The organism is Phytobacter ursingii (assembly GCF_001022135.1).
Classification (GTDB): Bacteria; Pseudomonadota; Gammaproteobacteria; order Enterobacterales; family Enterobacteriaceae; genus Phytobacter; species Phytobacter ursingii.
In genome coordinates, this window is sequence record NZ_CP011602.1 from 2650011 (window position 1) to 2669786 (window position 19776).

Annotated in this window: 21 protein-coding genes; 15 read left to right on the plus strand and 6 right to left on the minus strand. The window is 54.2% G+C overall.

The window, feature by feature from the left end:
• Window positions 1-15: 15 nt before the first annotated feature.
• On the minus strand, window positions 16-735 hold the full coding sequence (locus AB182_RS15975) for a fimbrial biogenesis chaperone (protein WP_047370964.1): 720 nt from the start codon (window positions 733-735) through the stop codon (window positions 16-18).
• A gap of 273 nt (window positions 736-1008) precedes the next feature.
• Complete coding sequence (putP, locus tag AB182_RS15980; protein ID WP_047370965.1) at window positions 1009-2517, minus strand: sodium/proline symporter PutP; 1509 nt, start codon at window positions 2515-2517, stop codon at window positions 1009-1011.
• 389 nt (window positions 2518-2906) lie between these two features.
• Here putP and putA point away from each other — a divergent pair, with 389 nt between their 5' ends.
• A complete protein-coding gene (gene putA, locus AB182_RS15985; protein ID WP_047370966.1) occupies window positions 2907-6869 on the plus strand; it encodes a trifunctional transcriptional regulator/proline dehydrogenase/L-glutamate gamma-semialdehyde dehydrogenase in 3963 nt (1320 codons plus the stop codon).
• A 117-nt stretch (window positions 6870-6986) separates the two neighbouring features.
• Window positions 6987-7382: a lysozyme inhibitor LprI family protein gene (locus tag AB182_RS15990; RefSeq protein ID WP_047370967.1), complete on the plus strand. Its 396-nt coding sequence runs from the start codon at window positions 6987-6989 to the stop codon at window positions 7380-7382.
• Here the strand turns inward: AB182_RS15990 and rutR are convergent.
• Window positions 7379-8017: an HTH-type transcriptional regulator RutR gene (gene rutR / locus AB182_RS15995; RefSeq protein ID WP_047370968.1), complete on the minus strand. Its 639-nt coding sequence runs from the start codon at window positions 8015-8017 to the stop codon at window positions 7379-7381. The two genes, AB182_RS15990 and rutR, sit on opposite strands and share 4 nt — an antisense overlap.
• Window positions 8018-8295: 278 nt before the next feature.
• Between rutR and rutA the strand changes: the two genes are divergently transcribed.
• The 6 genes from rutA to rutF are packed head-to-tail and all read left to right on the plus strand — an operon-like array spanning window position 8296 to window position 12375.
• Window positions 8296-9387: a pyrimidine utilization protein A gene (gene rutA / locus AB182_RS16000; RefSeq protein ID WP_047370969.1), complete on the plus strand. Its 1092-nt coding sequence runs from the start codon at window positions 8296-8298 to the stop codon at window positions 9385-9387.
• Window positions 9387-10079 carry a pyrimidine utilization protein B gene (gene rutB, locus AB182_RS16005; protein ID WP_047370970.1) on the plus strand — a complete coding sequence of 231 codons (693 nt, stop codon included), beginning with the start codon at window positions 9387-9389 and terminating at the stop codon, window positions 10077-10079. Before rutA ends, rutB begins: the two co-directional genes overlap by 1 nt.
• A gap of 10 nt (window positions 10080-10089) precedes the next feature.
• On the plus strand, window positions 10090-10476 hold the full coding sequence (rutC, locus tag AB182_RS16010; protein WP_039078653.1) for a pyrimidine utilization protein C: 387 nt from the start codon (window positions 10090-10092) through the stop codon (window positions 10474-10476).
• Between the two features lie 7 nt (window positions 10477-10483).
• The gene (gene rutD, locus AB182_RS16015; protein ID WP_047370971.1) at window positions 10484-11287 is read left to right on the plus strand and encodes a pyrimidine utilization protein D; all 804 of its coding nucleotides are present in this window, start codon (window positions 10484-10486) and stop codon (window positions 11285-11287) included.
• The gene (locus AB182_RS16020) at window positions 11284-11874 is read left to right on the plus strand and encodes a malonic semialdehyde reductase (RefSeq protein WP_047370972.1); all 591 of its coding nucleotides are present in this window, start codon (window positions 11284-11286) and stop codon (window positions 11872-11874) included. Before rutD ends, AB182_RS16020 begins: the two co-directional genes overlap by 4 nt.
• Window positions 11875-11880: 6 nt before the next feature.
• On the plus strand, window positions 11881-12375 hold the full coding sequence (gene rutF / locus AB182_RS16025; protein WP_047370973.1) for an NADH-dependent FMN reductase RutF: 495 nt from the start codon (window positions 11881-11883) through the stop codon (window positions 12373-12375).
• Here the strand turns inward: rutF and AB182_RS16030 are convergent, their stop codons facing one another.
• Both AB182_RS16030 and AB182_RS16035 read right to left on the minus strand, forming a co-directional pair.
• On the minus strand, window positions 12376-13296 hold the full coding sequence (locus AB182_RS16030) for a DMT family transporter (RefSeq protein WP_047370974.1): 921 nt from the start codon (window positions 13294-13296) through the stop codon (window positions 12376-12378).
• 140 nt (window positions 13297-13436) lie between these two features.
• Window positions 13437-13610, minus strand: coding sequence for a con-10 family general stress protein (locus AB182_RS16035; RefSeq protein WP_071845896.1), 174 nt, complete (start codon window positions 13608-13610; stop codon window positions 13437-13439).
• Between the two features lie 589 nt (window positions 13611-14199).
• Between AB182_RS16035 and AB182_RS16045 the strand changes: the two genes are divergently transcribed.
• Window positions 14200-14661, plus strand: coding sequence for a transposase (locus AB182_RS16045; RefSeq protein WP_052958850.1), 462 nt, complete (start codon window positions 14200-14202; stop codon window positions 14659-14661).
• Window positions 14662-14799: 138 nt separating this feature from the next.
• Here the strand turns inward: AB182_RS16045 and AB182_RS16050 are convergent, their stop codons facing one another.
• Complete coding sequence (locus AB182_RS16050; protein WP_047370977.1) at window positions 14800-15687, minus strand: AraC family transcriptional regulator; 888 nt, start codon at window positions 15685-15687, stop codon at window positions 14800-14802.
• 137 nt (window positions 15688-15824) lie between these two features.
• On the opposite strand from AB182_RS16050, the gene AB182_RS16055 reads away from it, so the two are divergent.
• From AB182_RS16055 to AB182_RS16080, 6 genes are all read left to right on the plus strand, one after another.
• Window positions 15825-16568 (plus strand): SDR family NAD(P)-dependent oxidoreductase, encoded by a 744-nt coding sequence (locus AB182_RS16055; protein WP_047370978.1) that lies wholly within the window; start codon window positions 15825-15827, stop codon window positions 16566-16568.
• A 13-nt stretch (window positions 16569-16581) separates the two neighbouring features.
• Entirely contained in the window at window positions 16582-16983 is a 402-nt protein-coding gene (locus AB182_RS16060) for a VOC family protein (RefSeq protein WP_047370979.1), read from the plus strand.
• 82 nt (window positions 16984-17065) lie between these two features.
• Window positions 17066-18061, plus strand: coding sequence for a saccharopine dehydrogenase family protein (locus AB182_RS16065; protein ID WP_047370980.1), 996 nt, complete (start codon window positions 17066-17068; stop codon window positions 18059-18061).
• A 140-nt stretch (window positions 18062-18201) separates the two neighbouring features.
• Window positions 18202-18597 (plus strand): VOC family protein, encoded by a 396-nt coding sequence (locus AB182_RS16070; RefSeq protein ID WP_047370981.1) that lies wholly within the window; start codon window positions 18202-18204, stop codon window positions 18595-18597.
• A gap of 305 nt (window positions 18598-18902) precedes the next feature.
• Entirely contained in the window at window positions 18903-19235 is a 333-nt protein-coding gene (locus tag AB182_RS16075; RefSeq protein WP_047373328.1) for a DUF596 domain-containing protein, read from the plus strand.
• Window positions 19236-19513: 278 nt separating this feature from the next.
• Window positions 19514-19756: a hypothetical protein gene (locus AB182_RS16080; protein ID WP_047370982.1), complete on the plus strand. Its 243-nt coding sequence runs from the start codon at window positions 19514-19516 to the stop codon at window positions 19754-19756.
• Window positions 19757-19776 lie beyond the last annotated feature (20 nt).

Genomic DNA, 19776 nt, shown 5'->3' on the forward strand with positions numbered 1-19776 from the left:
GAATTCAAACAAACATTAATTACGATAGCGGGTTTCACGAATATCAAAACCGCCGTTATCATCAATGGTGGAGAAAAAGACTTTCTCTTGAGTTAATTGTCCGGTAGTAGATAGTTTAAATATCACCCGCCCCTTCGCCGGGCACATTCCACTCTGTTTTGTTTTATCCATATCAGAGGGTGGGGTCAGCCGGATATCGTGAAAAGAGATATTAAACGCCGAGGGATTCGTGCATTCGAGTTCACCCCCCTCTTTCCCCGGCAACCGTCGCCATTGCAGCATTGAAACGGCCTGTTGCGGCGAACCCGGTAAATCCTTCGGTCGGTAAAATAATTTCAGCCGCGAACGCACCGGGAACTGTATGACGTTCTGCGTCCCGGCCTTTTTACCCGGAGGCGTCGGGCTGACCTCCAGCACGTTTATCCAGAACACCGACTCCCGGTCACGGGGAATATTGCCGCCGGTAAAATGAATGCGCAGCGACTGCCCCTTTCCTGGATCAACGCGAAAGATGGGCGGTACGATAATAAACGGTGGAGTTACCTCACTGCCTTCGCCTGCGTCCATCCACGCCTGAATAAGACGCGGCGCAGAGGAATCATTTTTAACTCCCAGCGTCGCCTCTTTTTTCCCTTCCAGGTAAATCACCCGGGTGGCGTTAAGCGTAATGCCCGCATAAGCGACGGAAACGGAAGTGAGCAATATGACTGAAAAGCAGACTGCGTGTCTGAACATATTTCCCTCCATGGAAAAACAATATTGCTGACGCGCAGTTATAAAGAAGGGAATTGTCGCTGGGGATATTTTGTATTCGCGAAGGATACCGGATGCAAGGGGCGTATTCCAGGCGTGGGTTTATGATGTCCGCGCCGGATAAGGCAACTGCCTGTTGATATTGCAGGGAGAAACGGGCTTGTGCAGATATGAGCGTGAAAATCCGAAATGTCTTCTGTAACAATTTCATCGCAGCGCCCTCCCCCTGCACAGGGAGAGGGAACTCACCAGTACTTACTCGGCCTGTAAACGCGACGGTGGCGCGGAGCGGTAATGGGCATCCGCTTCAGCGAAGCGTTTTTCCATTTCTGCGGACGGCGCTTTACCCAGCAGGCTAAACACCACAATGCCGATGCTGCCAAATACGAAGCCAGGGATAATTTCATACAGCCCCAGCCAGGCAAACTGCTTCCAGACGATAACCGTCACCGCACCGATAACCATCCCGGCCAGCGCACCGTTGCGGGTCATTTTCGACCACATGACCGAGAACAGCACTACCGGACCAAAGGCCGCACCGAAACCGGCCCATGCGTAGCTGACCAGGCCCAGCACGCGGTTGTCCGGGTTCGCCGCCAGCGCAATCGACACCAGCGCCACCAGCAGCACCATCACGCGGCCAACCCAGACCAGCTCAGTCTGCCCCGCGTTTTTACGCAGGAAAGCCTTGTAGAAGTCTTCCGTCAGTGCGCTGGAGCACACCAGCAACTGGCAGCTCAGGGTAGACATGACTGCCGCCAGAATCGCCGACAGCAACACCCCGGCAATCCACGGATTAAACAGGATCTGCGCCAGTTCAATGAACACGCGCTCGGCGTTCTGATTGACCGCGCCAGCCTGCTCAGGGTGGTTATTAAAATAAGCAATCCCAAAGAAGCCCACGGCAACGGCGCCGGCAAGACACAGAACCATCCAGGTCATACTGATACGGCGTGCATGGACGATGCTGTGGTGAGAGTCCGCTGCCATAAAGCGCGCCAGAATGTGCGGCTGACCAAAGTATCCCAGCCCCCAGCCCATCAGCGAAATAATGGCGACAAAATTCAGCCCTTTCAGCATGTCGATATTTTCGATGCTTTTCTGTTTGATCACCTCCAGCGAATCCGCAAGGCCGCCAACAGAGAGGATCACAATCACCGGGGTCAGGATCAGGGCGAAAATCATCAGGCTCGCCTGTACGGTATCGGTCCAGCTTACCGCCAGGAAACCGCCAATAAAGGTATAGAGGATGGTTGCCGCAGCACCTGCCCACAGCGCATGTTCGTATGTCATGCCAAAGGTACTTTCAAACAGACGCGCGCCCGCCACGATGCCGGAAGCACAGTAAATAGTGAAGAACAGCAGAATGACCACCGCCGAGATAATACGCAGCAGGCGGCTTTTATCTTCAAAACGACCAGTAAAATAATCCGGCAGCGTCAGGGCATTATTATTGACTTCGGTATGCACGCGCAGACGGCCTGCCACCAGCTTCCAGTTAACCCACGCGCCGAGCGTCAGGCCAATGGCAATCCAGCTTTCAGAAATGCCGGAGATGAAAATGGCGCCAGGCAGCCCCATCAGCAACCAGCCGCTCATGTCCGATGCCCCTGCCGATAACGCCGTCACTAACGGCCCCAGACTGCGACCGCCTAAAATATAGTCATCAAAGTTTTTCGTCGAACGCCAGGCAAAGAACCCGATGAGAATCATGCCAAAGATATAAATGAGAAAAGTCACCAGCAGCGGTGTGCTAATTGCCATCAATAAAAGTCTCCAGGATTTTACCCGTTATCTACACCACCGGAACGGGGTAGCGATGTGATTGTTGTTATGAAGCGACCGTATCCTGCCGGAAGCCCCGGTTATTCACAAATGATTTAACACAGCATTTACATTAATTTCATCCCGAAACCGTCACAATTTTCCACCAGGTTGCACCATGTCACACTTTTGACGGTTGCACCTTAAAAAAGTGTTATCTACCGCAAACTAACTCGTCTTTAACAGTAATCCAGCATGCAAATTTCGGTCACATACAATTAACTTATCGTTCAATATTCACCTTGTTAACCCTGTCACATTTAACAAGGTTGCACAAAGTTGCAACATGGCGGATAGTCTGCTCACAACAAAAATTGCAGGAGAAAAACATGGGTACCACCACCATGGGCGTTAAACTTGATGATGCGACGCGTGAGCGACTGAAAGCCGCTGCTGCATCAATTGACCGCACACCACACTGGCTGATTAAGCAGGCTATTTTTAGCTATCTGGAAAAACTCGAAAATAACGAAATGATTCCTGAGCTGCCTGCAACCCATGCTGGTCAGTACACCGAAAGCGACGAGGTTGATAGCAACGCTGATGAGAGCGCTCAGCCCTTCCTCGAATTCGCCGAGAATATTTTGCCGCAGTCGGTTTCACGTGCTGCGATCACCGCCGCCTGGCGTCGCCCGGAAACCGATGCGGTTCCCATGCTGCTTGAACAGGCGCGTCTTCCTCAGCCGATCGCAGAAAACACCCAGCAGTTAGCCAGCCAACTGGCGGCGAAGCTGCGTAACCAAAAGACCGCCTCCGGCCGGGCGGGTATGGTACAGAGTTTGCTGCAAGAATTTTCACTTTCTTCGCAAGAAGGGGTGGCGCTGATGTGCCTGGCAGAAGCGCTGTTGCGCATTCCCGATAAGGCCACCCGCGATGCGCTGATCCGTGACAAAATCAGCAACGGTAACTGGCAGTCGCATATTGGCCGCAGCGCCTCGCTGTTTGTCAATGCTGCCACCTGGGGCCTGCTCTTTACCGGAAAACTGGTCTCCACCCATAACGAAGCCAGCCTGTCGCATTCGCTGAACCGCATTATCGGCAAAAGCGGCGAACCGCTGATCCGCAAAGGTGTGGACATGGCAATGCGTCTGATGGGCGAGCAGTTCGTCACCGGGGAAACCATTGCCGAAGCGCTGGCTAACGCCCGCAAACTGGAAGAAAAAGGATTCCGCTACTCCTACGATATGCTGGGCGAGGCCGCGCTGACGGCCGCCGATGCAGAAGCCTATATGGTCTCTTACCAGCAGGCGATCCACGCCATTGGCAAAGCCTCTAATGGCCGCGGCATTTATGAGGGGCCGGGGATCTCCATTAAGCTCTCTGCCCTGCACCCGCGCTACAACCGCGCCCAGTACGACAGAATGATGGATGAGCTCTACCCGCGCCTGAAATCACTGGCGCTGTTGGCCTGCCAGTATGATATCGGCATCAATATCGACGCCGAAGAGGCCGACCGGCTGGAGATCTCCCTCGATCTGCTGGAAAAACTCTGTTTCGAACCGGAACTCGCAGGCTGGAATGGCATCGGTTTTGTGATTCAGGCCTACCAGAAACGGTGTCCGTTCGTCATTGATTACCTGACAGACCTGGCATCGCGTAGCCGCCGTCGCCTGATGATTCGTCTGGTGAAAGGCGCATACTGGGATAGCGAGATCAAACGCGCGCAAATGGAAGGACTGGAGGGCTATCCGGTTTATACGCGCAAAGTCTACACCGACGTCTCGTATCTGGCCTGTGCGAAAAAATTACTCGCCGTACCGAATTTGATCTATCCGCAATTCGCCACCCACAACGCCCACACCCTGGCCGCCATCTATCAGCTCGCGGGCCAGAACTACTATCCAGGCCAGTATGAGTTCCAGTGTCTGCACGGCATGGGCGAACCGCTCTACGAGCAAGTGGTAGGCAAAATCTCTGACGGCAAACTGAACCGCCCGTGCCGCATCTATGCCCCGGTGGGCACACACGAAACGCTGCTGGCTTATCTGGTACGCCGCCTGCTGGAGAACGGGGCCAATACCTCCTTTGTTAACCGCATTGCCGATACCTCGCTGCCGCTGGACGAACTGGTGGCCGACCCGGTACTGGCCGTAGAGAAACTGGCGACGCAAGAAGGCCATGTTGGCCTGCCGCATCCGAAAATCCCGCTGCCGCGCTGGCTCTACGGTCAGGGTCGCATCAACTCGGCAGGCCTGGATCTGGCCAATGAACATCGACTGGCCTCCCTCTCCTCTTCCCTGCTGAACAGCACCACGCAGAAATGGCAGGCCAGACCGCTGCTGGAAACCCCGGTAGCGGAGGGTGAAATGGAAGCCGTAGTGAACCCGGCAGAGCCGAAAGATATTGTCGGCTATGTCCGTGAAGCGACGGGAAGTGAAGTGGCGCGCGCGCTGGAAAGCGCGGTGAATAACGCGCCCATCTGGTTTGCTACCCCGCCTCAGGAACGTGCGGCTATCCTGGAGCGTGCAGCGGTGCTGATGGAAGATCAGATGCAAGCGCTGCTCGGCATTCTGGTACGCGAAGCGGGAAAAACGTTCAGTAATGCGATTGCCGAAGTCCGCGAGGCGATTGATTTCCTGCGCTATTACGCAGGCCAGGTTCGGGAAGATTTCGCCAACGAAACCCACCGTCCGCTGGGTCCGGTAGTCTGTATCAGCCCGTGGAACTTCCCACTGGCTATTTTCACCGGGCAAATCGCTGCCGCGCTGGCGGCCGGTAACACCGTGCTGGCAAAACCGGCAGAACAGACGCCGCTGATTGCCGCACAGGGCGTCGCTATTCTGCGTGAAGCGGGCGTGCCGCCGGGCGTGCTGCAACTGCTGCCAGGCCGTGGCGAAACCGTAGGCGCGCAACTGACGGCGGATAACCGCGTGCGCGGCGTGATGTTCACCGGCTCAACCGAAGTGGCCAGTCTGTTGCAGCGCAACATTGCGACACGGCTGGATGCACAAGGGCGTCCGACGCCGCTTATCGCCGAAACGGGCGGGCTTAACGCGATGATTGTCGACTCGTCGGCGCTGACCGAGCAAGTGGTGGTCGATGTGCTCGCCTCGGCCTTTGATAGTGCCGGACAGCGCTGCTCGGCACTACGCCTACTCTGCCTGCAGGAAGAGATCGCCGAACATACGCTCACCATGCTGCGCGGCGCGATGGCGGAATGTCGAATGGGCAATCCGGGACGCCTGACAACGGATATCGGCCCGGTCATTGACCGCGAAGCCAAAGAGAATATCGAGAAGCATATTCAGGCGATGCGCGAGAAAGGCCGCCCGGTATTCCAGACGGCACATGAAAATACTCTGGATGCCCGTGAATGGCGAAGCGGTACCTTTGTGATGCCAACGCTGATTGAGCTTGAGAGCGTTGACGAACTGAAAAACGAGGTCTTTGGCCCGGTGCTGCATGTGGTGCGCTACCGCCGCAGCGATCTCGACAAACTGGTGGGCCAGATTAATGCCGCAGGATATGGCCTGACGCTGGGTGTTCACACCCGTATTGATGAGACCATCGCCCAGGTCACCGGTAGCGCGCACGTCGGCAATCTGTATGTGAACCGTAATATGGTCGGCGCGGTCGTGGGCGTGCAGCCCTTTGGCGGCGAAGGCCTTTCAGGCACCGGGCCAAAAGCTGGCGGGCCGCTGTACCTGTATCGCCTGCTCGCCAGCCGCCCGGAAACGGCCATCAGGCAGACACTGTCACGTCATGATGCCCGCTTCCCGCTTGACGCGCAGCTTAAACCGACCCTGATCCAACCGCTGGATGCGCTGACACAATGGGCCGAAGATAAACCTGCGTTGCAGGCGATTTGCCGGCAGTTTGGCGAACTGGCCCAGACCGGGATCCAGCGCGTCTTACCCGGTCCTACCGGCGAACGCAATACCTGGACATTATTGCCTCGCGAGTCGGTTCTCTGCATGGCCGATAACCCGGAGGATAGCCTGACTCAGCTTGCGGCGGCGCTCGCCAGCGGCTGCCGGGTGCTGTGGTCGGATGACGAACTCCACCGCACCCTGCGTGACGCATTGCCGGAGATAGTCCGCGCAAGGATTACGCTGGCCGCGGTCGATGGCCTGCTTTCGCAGCCGTTTGATGCAGTTATCTATCACGGCGATTCCGATCAGCTACGCGAACTGTGTGGACATATCGCCACGCGCGATGGCGCCATTATCTCAGTGCAGGGCTTCGCCCGCGGTGAGAGCAATATTTTGCTGGAGCGTTTATGGCTGGAGCGTTCGCTGAGCGTTAACACCGCGGCCGCAGGCGGGAATGCCAGCCTGATGACCATCGGCTGAGGATGGAAAATTTGCCGGTAATGTACTTTATACCGGGGCTACAATTCAGCGCGATGCCGTAGTACCGTATGCCGGATACGCACAATGCTATCCGGCATTTTTTTATACGGAGAAAATATGAAACGTTTATTGATTGCAGGGGTGGTTTTGCTGGTCAGCGCCAGCGCACTGGCGGAGGACTGCGACAATGCCACCTCGCAGACAGAAATGAACATGTGTAGCGCCGGTCAATACCAGACGGCGGACAAAAAGCTCAACCAGACCTGGCAGACGGCACTGAAACGCGCTGCGCCGCAACAGCGTGAGTTACTTAAAAAAGCGCAGAAAAACTGGATTGCCGTGCGCGATGCCGACTGCGCGTTTATCGGCTCCGGCGCCGAAGAAGGCAACGCACAGCCCATGGTCATCAACCAGTGCCTGACCGATAAAACCAACGAGCGCGAAGCCTGGCTTTCGTCTCTGCTACAGTGCGGCGAGGGCGACCTGAGCTGCCCTTTCCCGCCCGCCAACTAACGCACGCGGATGCCTTCGGTCACCATCCGCTGCACGTTTTCTACCGTGCGCTGAAAAAAGGCCTCATCCTGTAGCGTTGTGCCGGTCACCGCCTCTACCTGCGTGGCGAAATCGGCATAATGCTGGGTTGAGGCCCAAATCATAAAGATCAGATGATGCGGGTCGATCGGCGCCAGCTTGCCGCTGGCTACCCAGCCGGCAATGATCGCCGATTTCTCCTCCACCAGCGCTTTCAGCGAACCTTCCAGCTCTTCTTTCAGCACCGGCGCGCCTTGCAGCATCTCCATGCAGAACAGACGTGACGCCTGGGGATTGTCACGCGAGACTTCAAGCTTTAAGCGAATGTACTCCTGAATCGCCACCAGCGGGGTAAGGTCTTCGCGAAACGCTTTTAACGGCGCCAGCCAGATAGCGAGAATGTGGCGCAACACGGCAAGGTAGAGCGCTTCTTTTGACGGGTAATAGTAGAGAAGATTGGTTTTTGACACCCCCGCCCGCTCCGCCACCTTCTCAATGCGCGTGCCGTGAATGCCATACAGGGAAAAGGTCTCGAGCGCCGCAGCCAGAATGGCCTCTTTTTTCTCGTTCACCGCCCGGGTCCGTTTGCCCGTTTTTTTCGCCGTATCCTGCGCCATGCTTTTCTCCTTACTGATTTTTCTCAGCATATCAAATGGCGCGAGCCGACTCGACCCCTGCACAGCCATGGCGCAAGTGCGCCTGTTTTTTGTGCACCGTTTTTGACCATTTAGTCCACTTTTTTAATCTGCATTTCATCAACTTTTGTTTAACACACTAATAACAATACAATTTTCAAACCTGGCATTCCCTTTGCTAAATCGTTGATGCGAGGCTCACAGGAGAGTGCAGGATGCAATGCCACGCCCGACGTTCAACCGACAACGCGAGGTACGAGATGAAAATTGGTGTTTTCGTTCCGATTGGCAACAACGGCTGGCTGATTTCCACCCATGCGCCGCAATACAAACCGACCTTTGAACTCAATAAGGCGATTGTGCAAAAGGCCGAGCATTATCACTTCGACTTTGCTCTGTCGATGATCAAGCTGCGTGGTTTTGGCGGCAAAACAGAATTCTGGGATCATAATCTGGAGTCCTTCACCCTGATGGCCGGACTTGCCGCAGTGACATCACGGATTCAGATCTACGCCACCGCCGCCACCTTAACGCTGCCGCCCGCCATTGTGGCGCGCATGGCCTCCACCATCGACTCTATTTCAGGCGGTCGTTTCGGCGTCAACCTGGTCACAGGCTGGCAAAAGCCAGAGTATGACCAGATGGGCATCTGGCCCGGCGATGAGTACTTCGCTCGCCGTTATGACTACCTGACCGAGTATGTCCAGGTCCTGCGGGATTTGTGGGGCACCGGGAAAAGTGATTTCAAAGGTGAGTTTTTCACCATGAATGACTGTCGCGTCAGCCCGCAGCCGTCGCAGCCGATGAAAGTGATTTGCGCGGGGCAAAGCGATGCCGGGATGGCATTTTCAGCGCAATACGCTGATTACAACTTCTGCTTCGGCAAAGGGGTTAATACGCCAACGGCATTTGCGCCTACCGCAGAGCGGATGCGCGAAGCGGCACAAAAGACCGGGCGTGAGGTGGGCTCATACGTGTTGTTTATGGTCATCGCAGACGAAACTGACGAAGCCGCACGCGCCAAATGGGAACACTACAAGGCAGGCGCGGATGATGAAGCCCTGGCGTGGCTGACCGAGCAAAGCCAGAAAGACACCCGCTCGGGCAGCGATACGAACGTGCGCCAGATGGCCGACCCCACCTCCGCCGTCAATATCAATATGGGTACGTTGGTCGGCTCCTATGCCACCGTCGCGCGTCTGCTTGATGAGGTCGCTACCGTTCCTGGCACCGACGGCGTGCTGCTGACATTTGATGATTTCCTGACTGGCATCGAAGCCTTCGGTGAGCGCATCCAGCCACTGATGAACTGCCGCAGCCAGATCCCTGCCCCCACTCGTGAGGTCGCCTGATGATTACGCTTAATGCCCGCCCCGATTCGCTACATTTCGACCCGGCGCAGAGCGCGCTGATTGTGGTGGATATGCAAAATGCCTATGCCACGAAAGGGGGGTATCTCGACCTCGCAGGGTTTGATGTTTCCGCCACCGCGCCAGTGATTGAGAAGATTAAGACCGCCGTTGCCGCCGCGCGCGACGCGGGCATGCTCATTATCTGGTTCCAGAATGGCTGGGATGAGCAGTACGTAGAAGCCGGTGGGCCAGGTTCACCGAACTGGCACAAATCCAATGCGCTCAAAACCATGCGCAAGCGTCCTGAGTTACAGGGAAAACTACTGGCGAAAGGCGGCTGGGATTATCAGTTGGTGGATGAACTGATACCGCAAGAAGGCGATATTGTGCTGCCAAAGCCCCGCTACAGCGGCTTTTTTAATACCCCACTGGACAGCATCTTGCGCAGCCGTGGCATTCGTCATCTGGTGTTTACCGGGATCGCCACCAATGTTTGCGTCGAATCGACGCTGCGCGATGGCTTTTTCCTTGAGTATTTCGGCGTCGTGCTGGAAGACGCCACCCATCAGGCTGGCCCGGCCTTCGCCCAACAGGCCGCGCTTTTTAACATCGAAACGTTCTTTGGCTGGGTCAGCGATGTCGGGACATTCTGCAATGCCCTTTCCCCTCAGCCTCGGGTCAAAATTGCTTAAGGAGAACACCATGCCAAAACAGGTCATTATTCCTCCCGGAACCACCACCCCGATCGCACCGTTTGTGCCCGGTACGCTGGCAGATGGTGTGGTCTACGTCTCCGGGACGCTGCCGTTTGATAAGCAAAACAATGTGGTTTACCCCGGCGACCCAAAGGCGCAAACCCGTCACGTGCTGGAGACGATTCGTACCGTTATCGAAACGGCGGGCGGCTCGATGGAGGACGTGACGTTCAACAGTATTTTTATCACCGACTGGAAAAATTACGCCGCGATTAACGAAGTCTATGCAGAATTCTTCCCCGGCGATAAGCCCGCCCGTTTTTGTATCCAGTGCGGGTTGGTTAAGCCGGAGGCACTGGTCGAAATCGCCACCGTCGCGCATATCGCAAAGTGAGGCAGGCATGAAATTGATCCTCAGTGACCCGCCCTTTGCGGGTGCCCCCGTGGTGGTGTTAATTGCCGGCCTGGGCGGCAATGGCAGCTACTGGCTGGCGCAAATGGCGGCCCTGCAAAACCGCTTTCAGGTGGTCAGCTACGATCAAAGCGGCACCGGCAATAACCCGGCGACACTGCCGGACGGCTACAGTATGGCGGATATGGCCGCAGAGCTGCTAAGCGCACTGCAAGAGGCGGGCATCAACCGTTTTTGTGTGATTGGCCACGCGCTGGGGGCGTTAGTGGGGTTGCAACTGGCGCAGGATTACCCCCGCAGCATCAGTGCACTGGTACTGGTCAACGGCTGGCTGCAACTGAGCGATCATACCCGCCGCTGTTTTCACGTCCGCGAGCGCTTATTACAGTCAGGCGGCGCACAGGCGTGGATTGAAGCGCAGCCGCTGTTTCTTTACCCCGCCGACTGGCTGGAGGAGCACGCTCCGCGCGTGGAGGCGGAGGAAGCCCTCGCGCTGGCCCATTTTCAGGGAGAGCACAACCTGCGCCGCCGCCTTAACGCATTGAAACGCGCCGATTTTAGCGCCACGGCAGCGCAGATCCGCTGCCCTGCATTGATTATCTGTTCACGGGACGATCTGCTGGTGCCCTGGACCTGTTCACAAACGCTGCACGACGCGTTACCCCACAGTGAGATTCGACTGATGGAACGTGGCGGACACGCCTGTAATGTCACCGACAGTGACGCCTTTAATACCCTGTTACTCAGCGGGCTGGAAACCTTACTGCCCATTGCCGAAAAGGAGTTGTTATGAGTGAAGCCGTGAGCCAGAGCGCGCTGAATACCCTGTTTTATGACGCCCGCACCCACAACGGCTGGCAGGAGAGACCGGTAAGCGATGCAACACTCGCCGAGATTTATGAACTGGTCAAAATGGGACCGACGTCGGCTAACTGTAGCCCGGCACGTTTTGTATTTATCCGCAGCGAAGAAGGCAAAGAGCGGCTGCGTCCGGCATTATCGAGTGGCAATCTCGCTAAAACCCTCAGCGCTCCGGTGACGGCCATTGTCGCCTGGGATGCTGAATTCTATGAGCGGCTGCCGGAACTCTTCCCCCACGGTGATGCGCGAAGCTGGTTTACCTCAAGCCCGGAACTGGCAGAAGAGACCGCGTTTCGTAACAGCAGCATGCAGGCAGCTTACCTTATTGCCGCCTGCCGGGCGCTGGGGTTGGATACCGGGCCGATGTCCGGCTTCGACCGTGCGCTGGTGGATAAGACATTTTTTAGCGATACCCCCTGGCGCAGTAATTTGCTGGTCAATATCGGCTATGGCGATCCCGGCAAACTGTTTGGCCGCCTGCCGCGACTGGCGTTCAACGACGCTTGCCAGCTTATTTGAGAGGTGATGATGGCGATTAATCAACAGACATTCCGCGACGCCATGGCTTGTGTAGGGGCAGCGGTCAATATTATCACCACCGACGGCGACGCAGGCCAGGCGGGGTTTACAGCCAGCGCCGTGTGCAGCGTGACCGATTCACCGCCCACGCTTCTGGTCTGCCTGAATCGTGCAGCATCGGTCTGGCCGGTGTTTAATCAGAACCGGGCGCTGTGCGTGAATACGCTGGCAGCGGGCCAGGAGTCGCTGTCGAACTTATTTGGCGGTAAAACGGCGATGGCGGAGCGCTTTGCTGCCGCGCGATGGCAAACCGGTGAAACGGGATGCCCACGCCTGGAAGGGGCGCTGGCCTCCTTCGATTGCCACATTACGCAAGTGGTGAGTGTGGGAACGCACGATATCCTGTTTTGTGAGATTCAGGCTATCGTCCACCACCCGGCCCCGGAAGGCCTGGTATGGTTTAACCGTCATTACCACACGCTGATGCGCCCGGCCTGCTGATCAGGACTCCGCTTCAGCCGACGTTTCCGGCGCTTTAATCGGCGCCGTTTTCTTTTTTAATTTCAGCTCGCTGACCAGCACACCGATGACAATAAACACGCCGCCAAGCATCGCCAGCAGCGGCAAGCGTTCTCCGGCCATGCGGCCAAAAATACCTGCCCACACCGGTTCCCCGGTGTAGATAACCGTGGCGCGGGTCGGCGAGACGCTGCGCTGCGCCCAGTTCATGGTGACCTGAATAATCGCGCTGAAAATGCCCAGCCCCGCCGCCAGTCCCAGTAGCGGCACAGAGATCTCAGGAAGGGATTCTCCGGCAGGCGCCATTGCCGCGAACGCCACCAGCGATGCGGTCAGCAGTTGCACAACCGTCACGCGGCGCACATCCACCTTACCGGCCCAGGCGCTGATTAAAATGATCTCAGCGGCAATCGCCACCGCGCCCACCAGCGTAATGATTTCGCCTTTCCCCAGTGCCAACATATTGCCATCCGGCCCGGCCAGTAAAATCAGTCCAATAAACGCGAGCAAAATGCCAGCGCAGGACATCAGACCCGGAATCCGTCCCAGGCATAGCCACTGCAACAGCGGTACCAGCGGGACATACATGGCGGTAATAAAAGCCGATTTACTGCTGGGAATAGACTGTAATCCCCAGGTTTGCAGGCTGTAACCCAACGCAATCGCCACACCGATGGCGACACCGGCTTTAACCTCAAGCCAGGTGATACCTTTCAGGACATTAAAGGAGAGTAACCCTACCGCCAGCGCAGCTGTCGCGAAACGCAGGCCGACGAAAAAGAACGGGCCGCTCATGGTGACCGCATATTGCACGGCCAGGAATGTCCCGCCCCAGAACATGGTGATGAGGATCAAGAGTGCTTCCTGAGGCTTAACGGAGAACTGAAATCGCGAAGTACGCATGTTGCAAACCGGTTAACGGAAACCGCCTAGTTTGCGACCTGCGGCACATTTCTTCAACTCAAAAAAAACCGCCGGGCAAAACCCGGCGGCGAGCAGACGGTGACGGTATAATCATTAACCGTGACCACAACACTTACACCCTAGCTGCTGCGGCTACCGTGACTGCTTTTGCCCCCTTTCTTACCAGCTTCCGAGGCACGTTGTGGGTCATTTTTAAAATTACCCCCACTATGCTGGCCACCTTTACGACCTGCTTCTGATGCTCTTTCACGGTCTTCAGCGAAATTACCTGAACCACCACGATGGTTTGCCATTTCTGACCTCCGGTTTTGTGAAACATTAGACATCATACTGCATTCAGTAAAAGAGGATTCTTTCACCGCGCGGCGACACCGATGTACCGATGTCTTCGCCACGTGAAACTAAGCTTAGTAGAATAAGGTTGATCAGCCAGTGAATCGTAATATTCTGCAACAGGAAATCAGGCAAATTGTTGAATTTTTCAGCGGAAAAATGTTAAGCCGCTCTTATGCTTTAAAAAACGGCTCCGTTTGAAATGTATCAAATTGCAACAGACAAAATCAGCGCCATGAATAAGATATTAATCAATGGAATACAGAGCCAGCGCTTGTCCGCCCTGTTGTCATCCGCATCAGTGAAACACAATGACTCACCGTCCGATAACATCCCGGCACAGGGTGATTTCAACATGCTTGTATGTTTAAAGCAGAACCGGGATGGGTCTAAACTTGTCCTGTGTTTTTACTGAAGCTGCAGCGCGATCGACATCCAGGGATTAACAAGCCCGCGGGTTAGCACTATGCGCATCATCATTTTCAGCTATAGCCCGCACAATTGCCTGGTGCATCAGAAGCCCGTATCTGCAAGGCAGGGAGAACTGAAATGATAGATAAAACAACTGTTGGTATTGACGTATCAAAGTTCGCTTTAGATGTCTTTATTGATACCAGCGAGCGACTGATACATCTGGAGAATTCCGCCTCCGGCATCATGCAGCTGCTGAAGGAACCAGGAGCGCTGACGCGCAGGCAGATTTCGGCGCTGGTTAGTGTATGTCCGTATCACAGGGACAGCGGGCAGCTTCGCGGCAAAAGGGCTAACTGGGGAGGCAGGGCTGGCCTGCGGGCAACACTCTATATGGCGATGCTTTCCGCGGTTCGATATAACCCTCAGATTAAAGACTTCTATACATCCCTCATTGCACGTGGAAAAGTAAAAAATCGCGATTACAACCTGTATCAGGAAATTCATAACGACCCTCAATGCTATGTTCAGGGACCACAAGGATTGGATATACAGCTGAAGAGACAATTTACGACTCTGGATGAAGCAGACGATACGTAACACTGTTCAATCTGAACGAATAGAGGGCCCGCTTTGTGCCAAAAGCGGACGTTACCGCCAATTGAGTTGACTTGCACACAGAGTGCTATGGAAGTCTGGCGCTTTTCATTTCATAAAATATCCCGGGTACCGGCAGGTCTATTTGTTTCTGAGCAGTGTTATTTTTTTCTGATCTGATGAAGGCGAAAGGCCGAAATGGCGTCCATATTCCCGACTGAATTGCGTATGGCTTTGGTAGCCGACAGCATGTGCTATGGCTGTGATGCTGTCGCCAGTTGTGGCTAACTTCAAACGAGCCTGCATCAGGCGAAGACGTTTTTGGTACTGGACAGGGCTGAGCGCGGTGACTGCCTGAAAGTGGCGATGAAATGCGGAAACGCTTAATGCCGCCATGGCGGCCAGCTCTTCTACCCGCACGGCTTGCATATAGTGTTGTTTCAGCCAGTTAATCACCTTATAGATGCGGGCAAGATGCGATTCCGGCGTGGCAATATCACGCAACATCCAGCCCTGCGGCCCCTGAAGAACCCGGAATAAAATCTCTCGTTCATACGCAGGAGCTAAAGCAGAAATTTCCTCTGGCTTGTTGAGCAGTCGCAGCATTCTCAGCCAGGCATCAAGCAATTCGGACGTAACCGGGGCGACAGAAAATCCGGCGTTATAAAGATGCGTTTTCCCTGAACCCGGCATTCCATCCAGTAATTCAGCAATAATCTCAGGCTTCGGTGTCAGACTTACCGCAAGATAGGGTGCCCCGGTTCGCTCATCGGCAAAGACTTTGCCAACGGCGGGCAGATCCACCGACATCACAAAGTAAGTGGCAGGATTGTATTGCCAGGTTTTATCTCCCACCGTCATGCTCTTCGAGCCCGTGAGTATCAGATTAATCATCGGCTCATAGACAGCAGTAAGCCGGTGCTCAGGAATTTCCCCCTGTACCATCGCGACACGCGGTATAGCGGTTGCGGTGATTTTATTCCCGGCTTTTGAAGCCAGCAGGCGCAGTTCAGCTAATTTTTTTTCCATCCTGTTTAAATAACACGGCATGGGATCGGCAACAAGATTAAAGCAGGATTAGGCAAATATCAGAGAGGATTACAGGAGTCACCGTCCGACGCAGGGCGTAACCTTATATACGTCATCCTTTTCTTTCAGGAGCTTTCATGAAAAATGTTCTGATTACCGGCGGAAGCCGCGGCATTGGGGCCAGCACGGCGATTGAGTGTGCGCGTCGTGGCTTTGGCGTCATCCTGACCTGGAACAGCAAGCCGCAAGCCGCCAGCCAGGTGGTTGAGCATATTCAGGCCGCCGGAGGACATGCACTAGCGTTGCAGTTAAACGTAGAAGATACCAGCAGTTTTAGTCAGTTTCGTTCAAACCTCGAAGACATAATGGAATCACACTGGGAAGCCAGCGGACTTCACGGGCTAGTCAACAATGCAGGATATGGTCTTTATAATCCCATAGAGACAGTCACTGAAACGCAGTTCGACAGCCTAATGAACGTCCATTTGAAAGGGCCTTTCTTCCTTACCCAGACGCTGCTACCACTTCTACAACCGAATGCTGCAATTGTTAATCTCACCAGCGCCACCACCCGCGTGGCAACCGCCGGTGTAGCGCCGTATGCAACATTCAAGGGTGGCCTTGAGGTACTGACACGCTATATGGCGAAGGAGTTTGGTGAAAGAAAGATCCGAGTCAATGCCGTGTCACCCGGTCCAATTCGTACTGAGCTTGGTGGCGGTTTAAGTGATGAATTCGAAGCATTGCTGGCCGGACAAACAGCCCTTGGCCGAATTGGCGAGCCTGACGAAGTTGCCCGTGTTATCGCCGCTTTACTGTCTGCCGACTGTGGCTGGATTAATGCCCAGACGATAGAAGTCACGGGCGGTTATAACATCTGATTGCGGAGCTTTTATGCTTGACCATATCTTTATTACCGTAAGTGATACTGAGCGTTCAATCGTTTTTTATGAGCGTGTTCTGCCCCTTCTCGGCATCACCAACCGTCACGATTATGATGGTAGCAATGGCCCATCAGGCCATCCTGACCTCAAGGGATTTGGTGCCAATGGACGCGTGTTTTTCTGGCTAATATCGGGTACGCCTTCTCCTCAGGCCGTTCATGTCGGGTTTGTGGCAGATTCCGAAATCATGGTTAACCAGGCTTATGCTGAGGCCATCGCCGCAGGTGCCACGGAGATACACTCGCCAGGTGCGCAACTGCATTATGACCCGCGCTATTACGCCGCTCAGGTCAGAGACCCGGATGGATACAGTCTGGAGTTTGTCTATAAAAGCTGGCAGCACGGACGCTGAAAACATCATGCTGCAAGGTAAGCACAGGGGTGTGATCCTGGCAATGCCCAATCTGATTCCTCTTTAACGATGCGATATCTTAATGAAAAAACTCATGATTTACGGTGCGTCAGGCTATACCGGGGCGATGATTGCACGACACGCGCAGGAAGCTGGCCTGCAGATAATCGTTGCCGGTCGCGATGGGGAAAAACTGGCAGCGATGGCTTTGAAAATGGATGTCGCGTTTCGGGCTTTCAGCCTGGATGATCCTGACACAATTGATAGCGCCCTGGAGGATATTGACGTACTCATAAATTGTGCCGGTCCGTTTATGTATACCGCAAAGCCGTTAATCACTGCGGCAATCCGCCAGAAGGTCCATTACCTTGATGTGGCCGCTGAACTGGACAGTTACCAGTTTGCTGAAATCTTCGATGACGTCGCTGTTTCAGCAGGTGTGATGTTACTGCCTGGCTGCGGCGGAAGCGTGGTAATGCTGGGATGTCTGGCAGCCCACGCTGCCGCGGAGATCAAAAATCCGGCCCGTATCTCGCTGGCACTGCATGTCACCGGAACGATGTCGCGTGGCTCAGCGGTAAGCGCAAGTGAGAATTTATCAACTGAATGTTTGCTGCGCCGTAACGGTCAGTTGATGCAGCGTGAGTCAACTGAGTTGCAAAACTTTGATTTTGGCAAAGGGCCGCAAGCTTGTTTTCCCGTAACGCTTCCCGATGTGATTACCATCTGGAAAGCAACGGAGATACCTGATATCGAGACTTTTGTATATCTTTCCGGCGAAGGGTTTCCGCAGGGCAATTTGGCTGATTTGCCCGAAGGGCCGACAGCTCAGGAGCGTGAAGGCAGCCGTTATCAGGCCGTTGCGGAAGTCATGAATGCAGATGGCGATACCCTGCGTATGTTGCTGGATACGGTGAATGGATACAGCTTCACTGCTCTGGCGGCTGCCGAAGCAGGTCGTAGAGTACTGGCGGGAGAGTGTCGTCCTGGATTCCATACTCCTGCCGGGTTATTCGGTAAACATTTTGCCGAGACCATAGCCGATACCCGGATTGTGGCATTTGACGATCTACGCTGAACAAAAGGAAATATTCTGGCGTTTCTGAACTGATGATAAAAGCATTCAATATTCATCCGCCTGTTAAAATTGGCTCGCATCAACGGGGCATACTTTTGCTGCGTTGCTTAGTCTGACTCTGACACAGAACAGGAGTTTTTATGTCTGTCATCGACCATATTGAAATTTCAGTGAAAAATGCACCTTTATCACTACGCTTCTATCAGCAGGCACTTGAACCATTAGGCTTCAGGCTGGTGATTACCCAAGGGCCGGCCCAAACGCGAACGGGTGGATTTCGGTATGGGCTTGGTCCGCAAGGTTATCCCCGGTTGTGGTTGCATGACAATGAGGAAATCGGTGCGCCGCTGCACCTTGCTTTTTCTGCTGATGAGCGCAGCACAGTGGATCAGTTCTGGGAACGGGCACTTCTGGCGGGCGGGAAAGGTAACGGAGCACCGGGGATCCGTAAGCACTATCATTCACAATATTATGCAGCTTACGTTTTTGATCCTGACGGTAATAATCTGGAAGTCGTCTGTCAGCAAAGCATGTAAAATAATCAAGTTGTCCATGCCCAGCATGACCTGCTCCCGGTTGATTATTACATGCCAATGTTAGTCCTACATCCCTGCGGTTATGACAAATGCGAACTTCCGCTCTTCGCTCACAGCGGACATCGATCTTCGCGCCGCTCCGCTTAGTGCCAAAGCAGACATTGATAACATTGAGATATGTTAATTTATGGGAAACAGGTCACAAACGGTAGCCAGATCGACCACTGATATTAAAAGCAATAATCAATTGGGTCAGTTAGCTAGGAAGTACAAAACAGGGGGGAAATCAAATTCAAGTGAATTCTATACTACATGATGTTGATTATGCTGGTCTTAATGAGGCACTGAAAGGCCGAAACCTGCAAGCTCTTTGGTGGGCAACAGAAGCGTTCTCTGCTGATTATGTTAGCAGAGTGGAAGTTTTCTTTAGTGTGCTGGAACGCCTTTTACGAGAAAAAATCAGGCTGGCTAAGCACGGTAATTTCCTTGAAGGAAGTGTTGATGAGCAGGTTGAGCGTTTCAGACGGGCGTTCCCCCTGACAGAACCCGAGATGGAGGATGGTATCTGGTTCTTTGATGAGGCATGTCCGGGAGGAGCAGTCTGGGTACTTGAGGATGGTTCACTGGAGTGGACTTAAATGTTATTGCCTTCATGGCAATTGCATCGGCATGAATAATCACCACCGCAACTGCCGCGATGCAGGTGCTGGCCGGGGCTGCGGCGCCGTATTTTGCAGGGGCGGCTACGGGTGAACTGGCCGGGATAATTGCCCTCGACGCGTGGGACATAAAATTTGTCAGGGTCACTTGAGACTAACGTGATCGGAATATTAACCCGCTGTATCCTGACCAAATTGTTTTTGATATCACTAATGCAAAATGTTTTGCGTCGTTGAAAAGAAGGAATTCGGATAATATGTCTAAAATTAAATTTGAACTGAGTCGTGGAAGCGACGTATTACGTGATGGCATGTTTCTGGAATTATCTGTCAGCGAGACATCTCCTTTACGGCAAATTGCTGAGGTTTTCTATTCTGACGTTACTCACGAATTCTTTTTGACCTGCTACGAAGAGAATATCCCTCTGGAAGCAGTGGAAAAACTGATTTCGGAGGCGAGGATATCTCTCCCGCCAGTAAAGCAAGAGCAATCCAAGTAGCACAGACCACATATCAATGT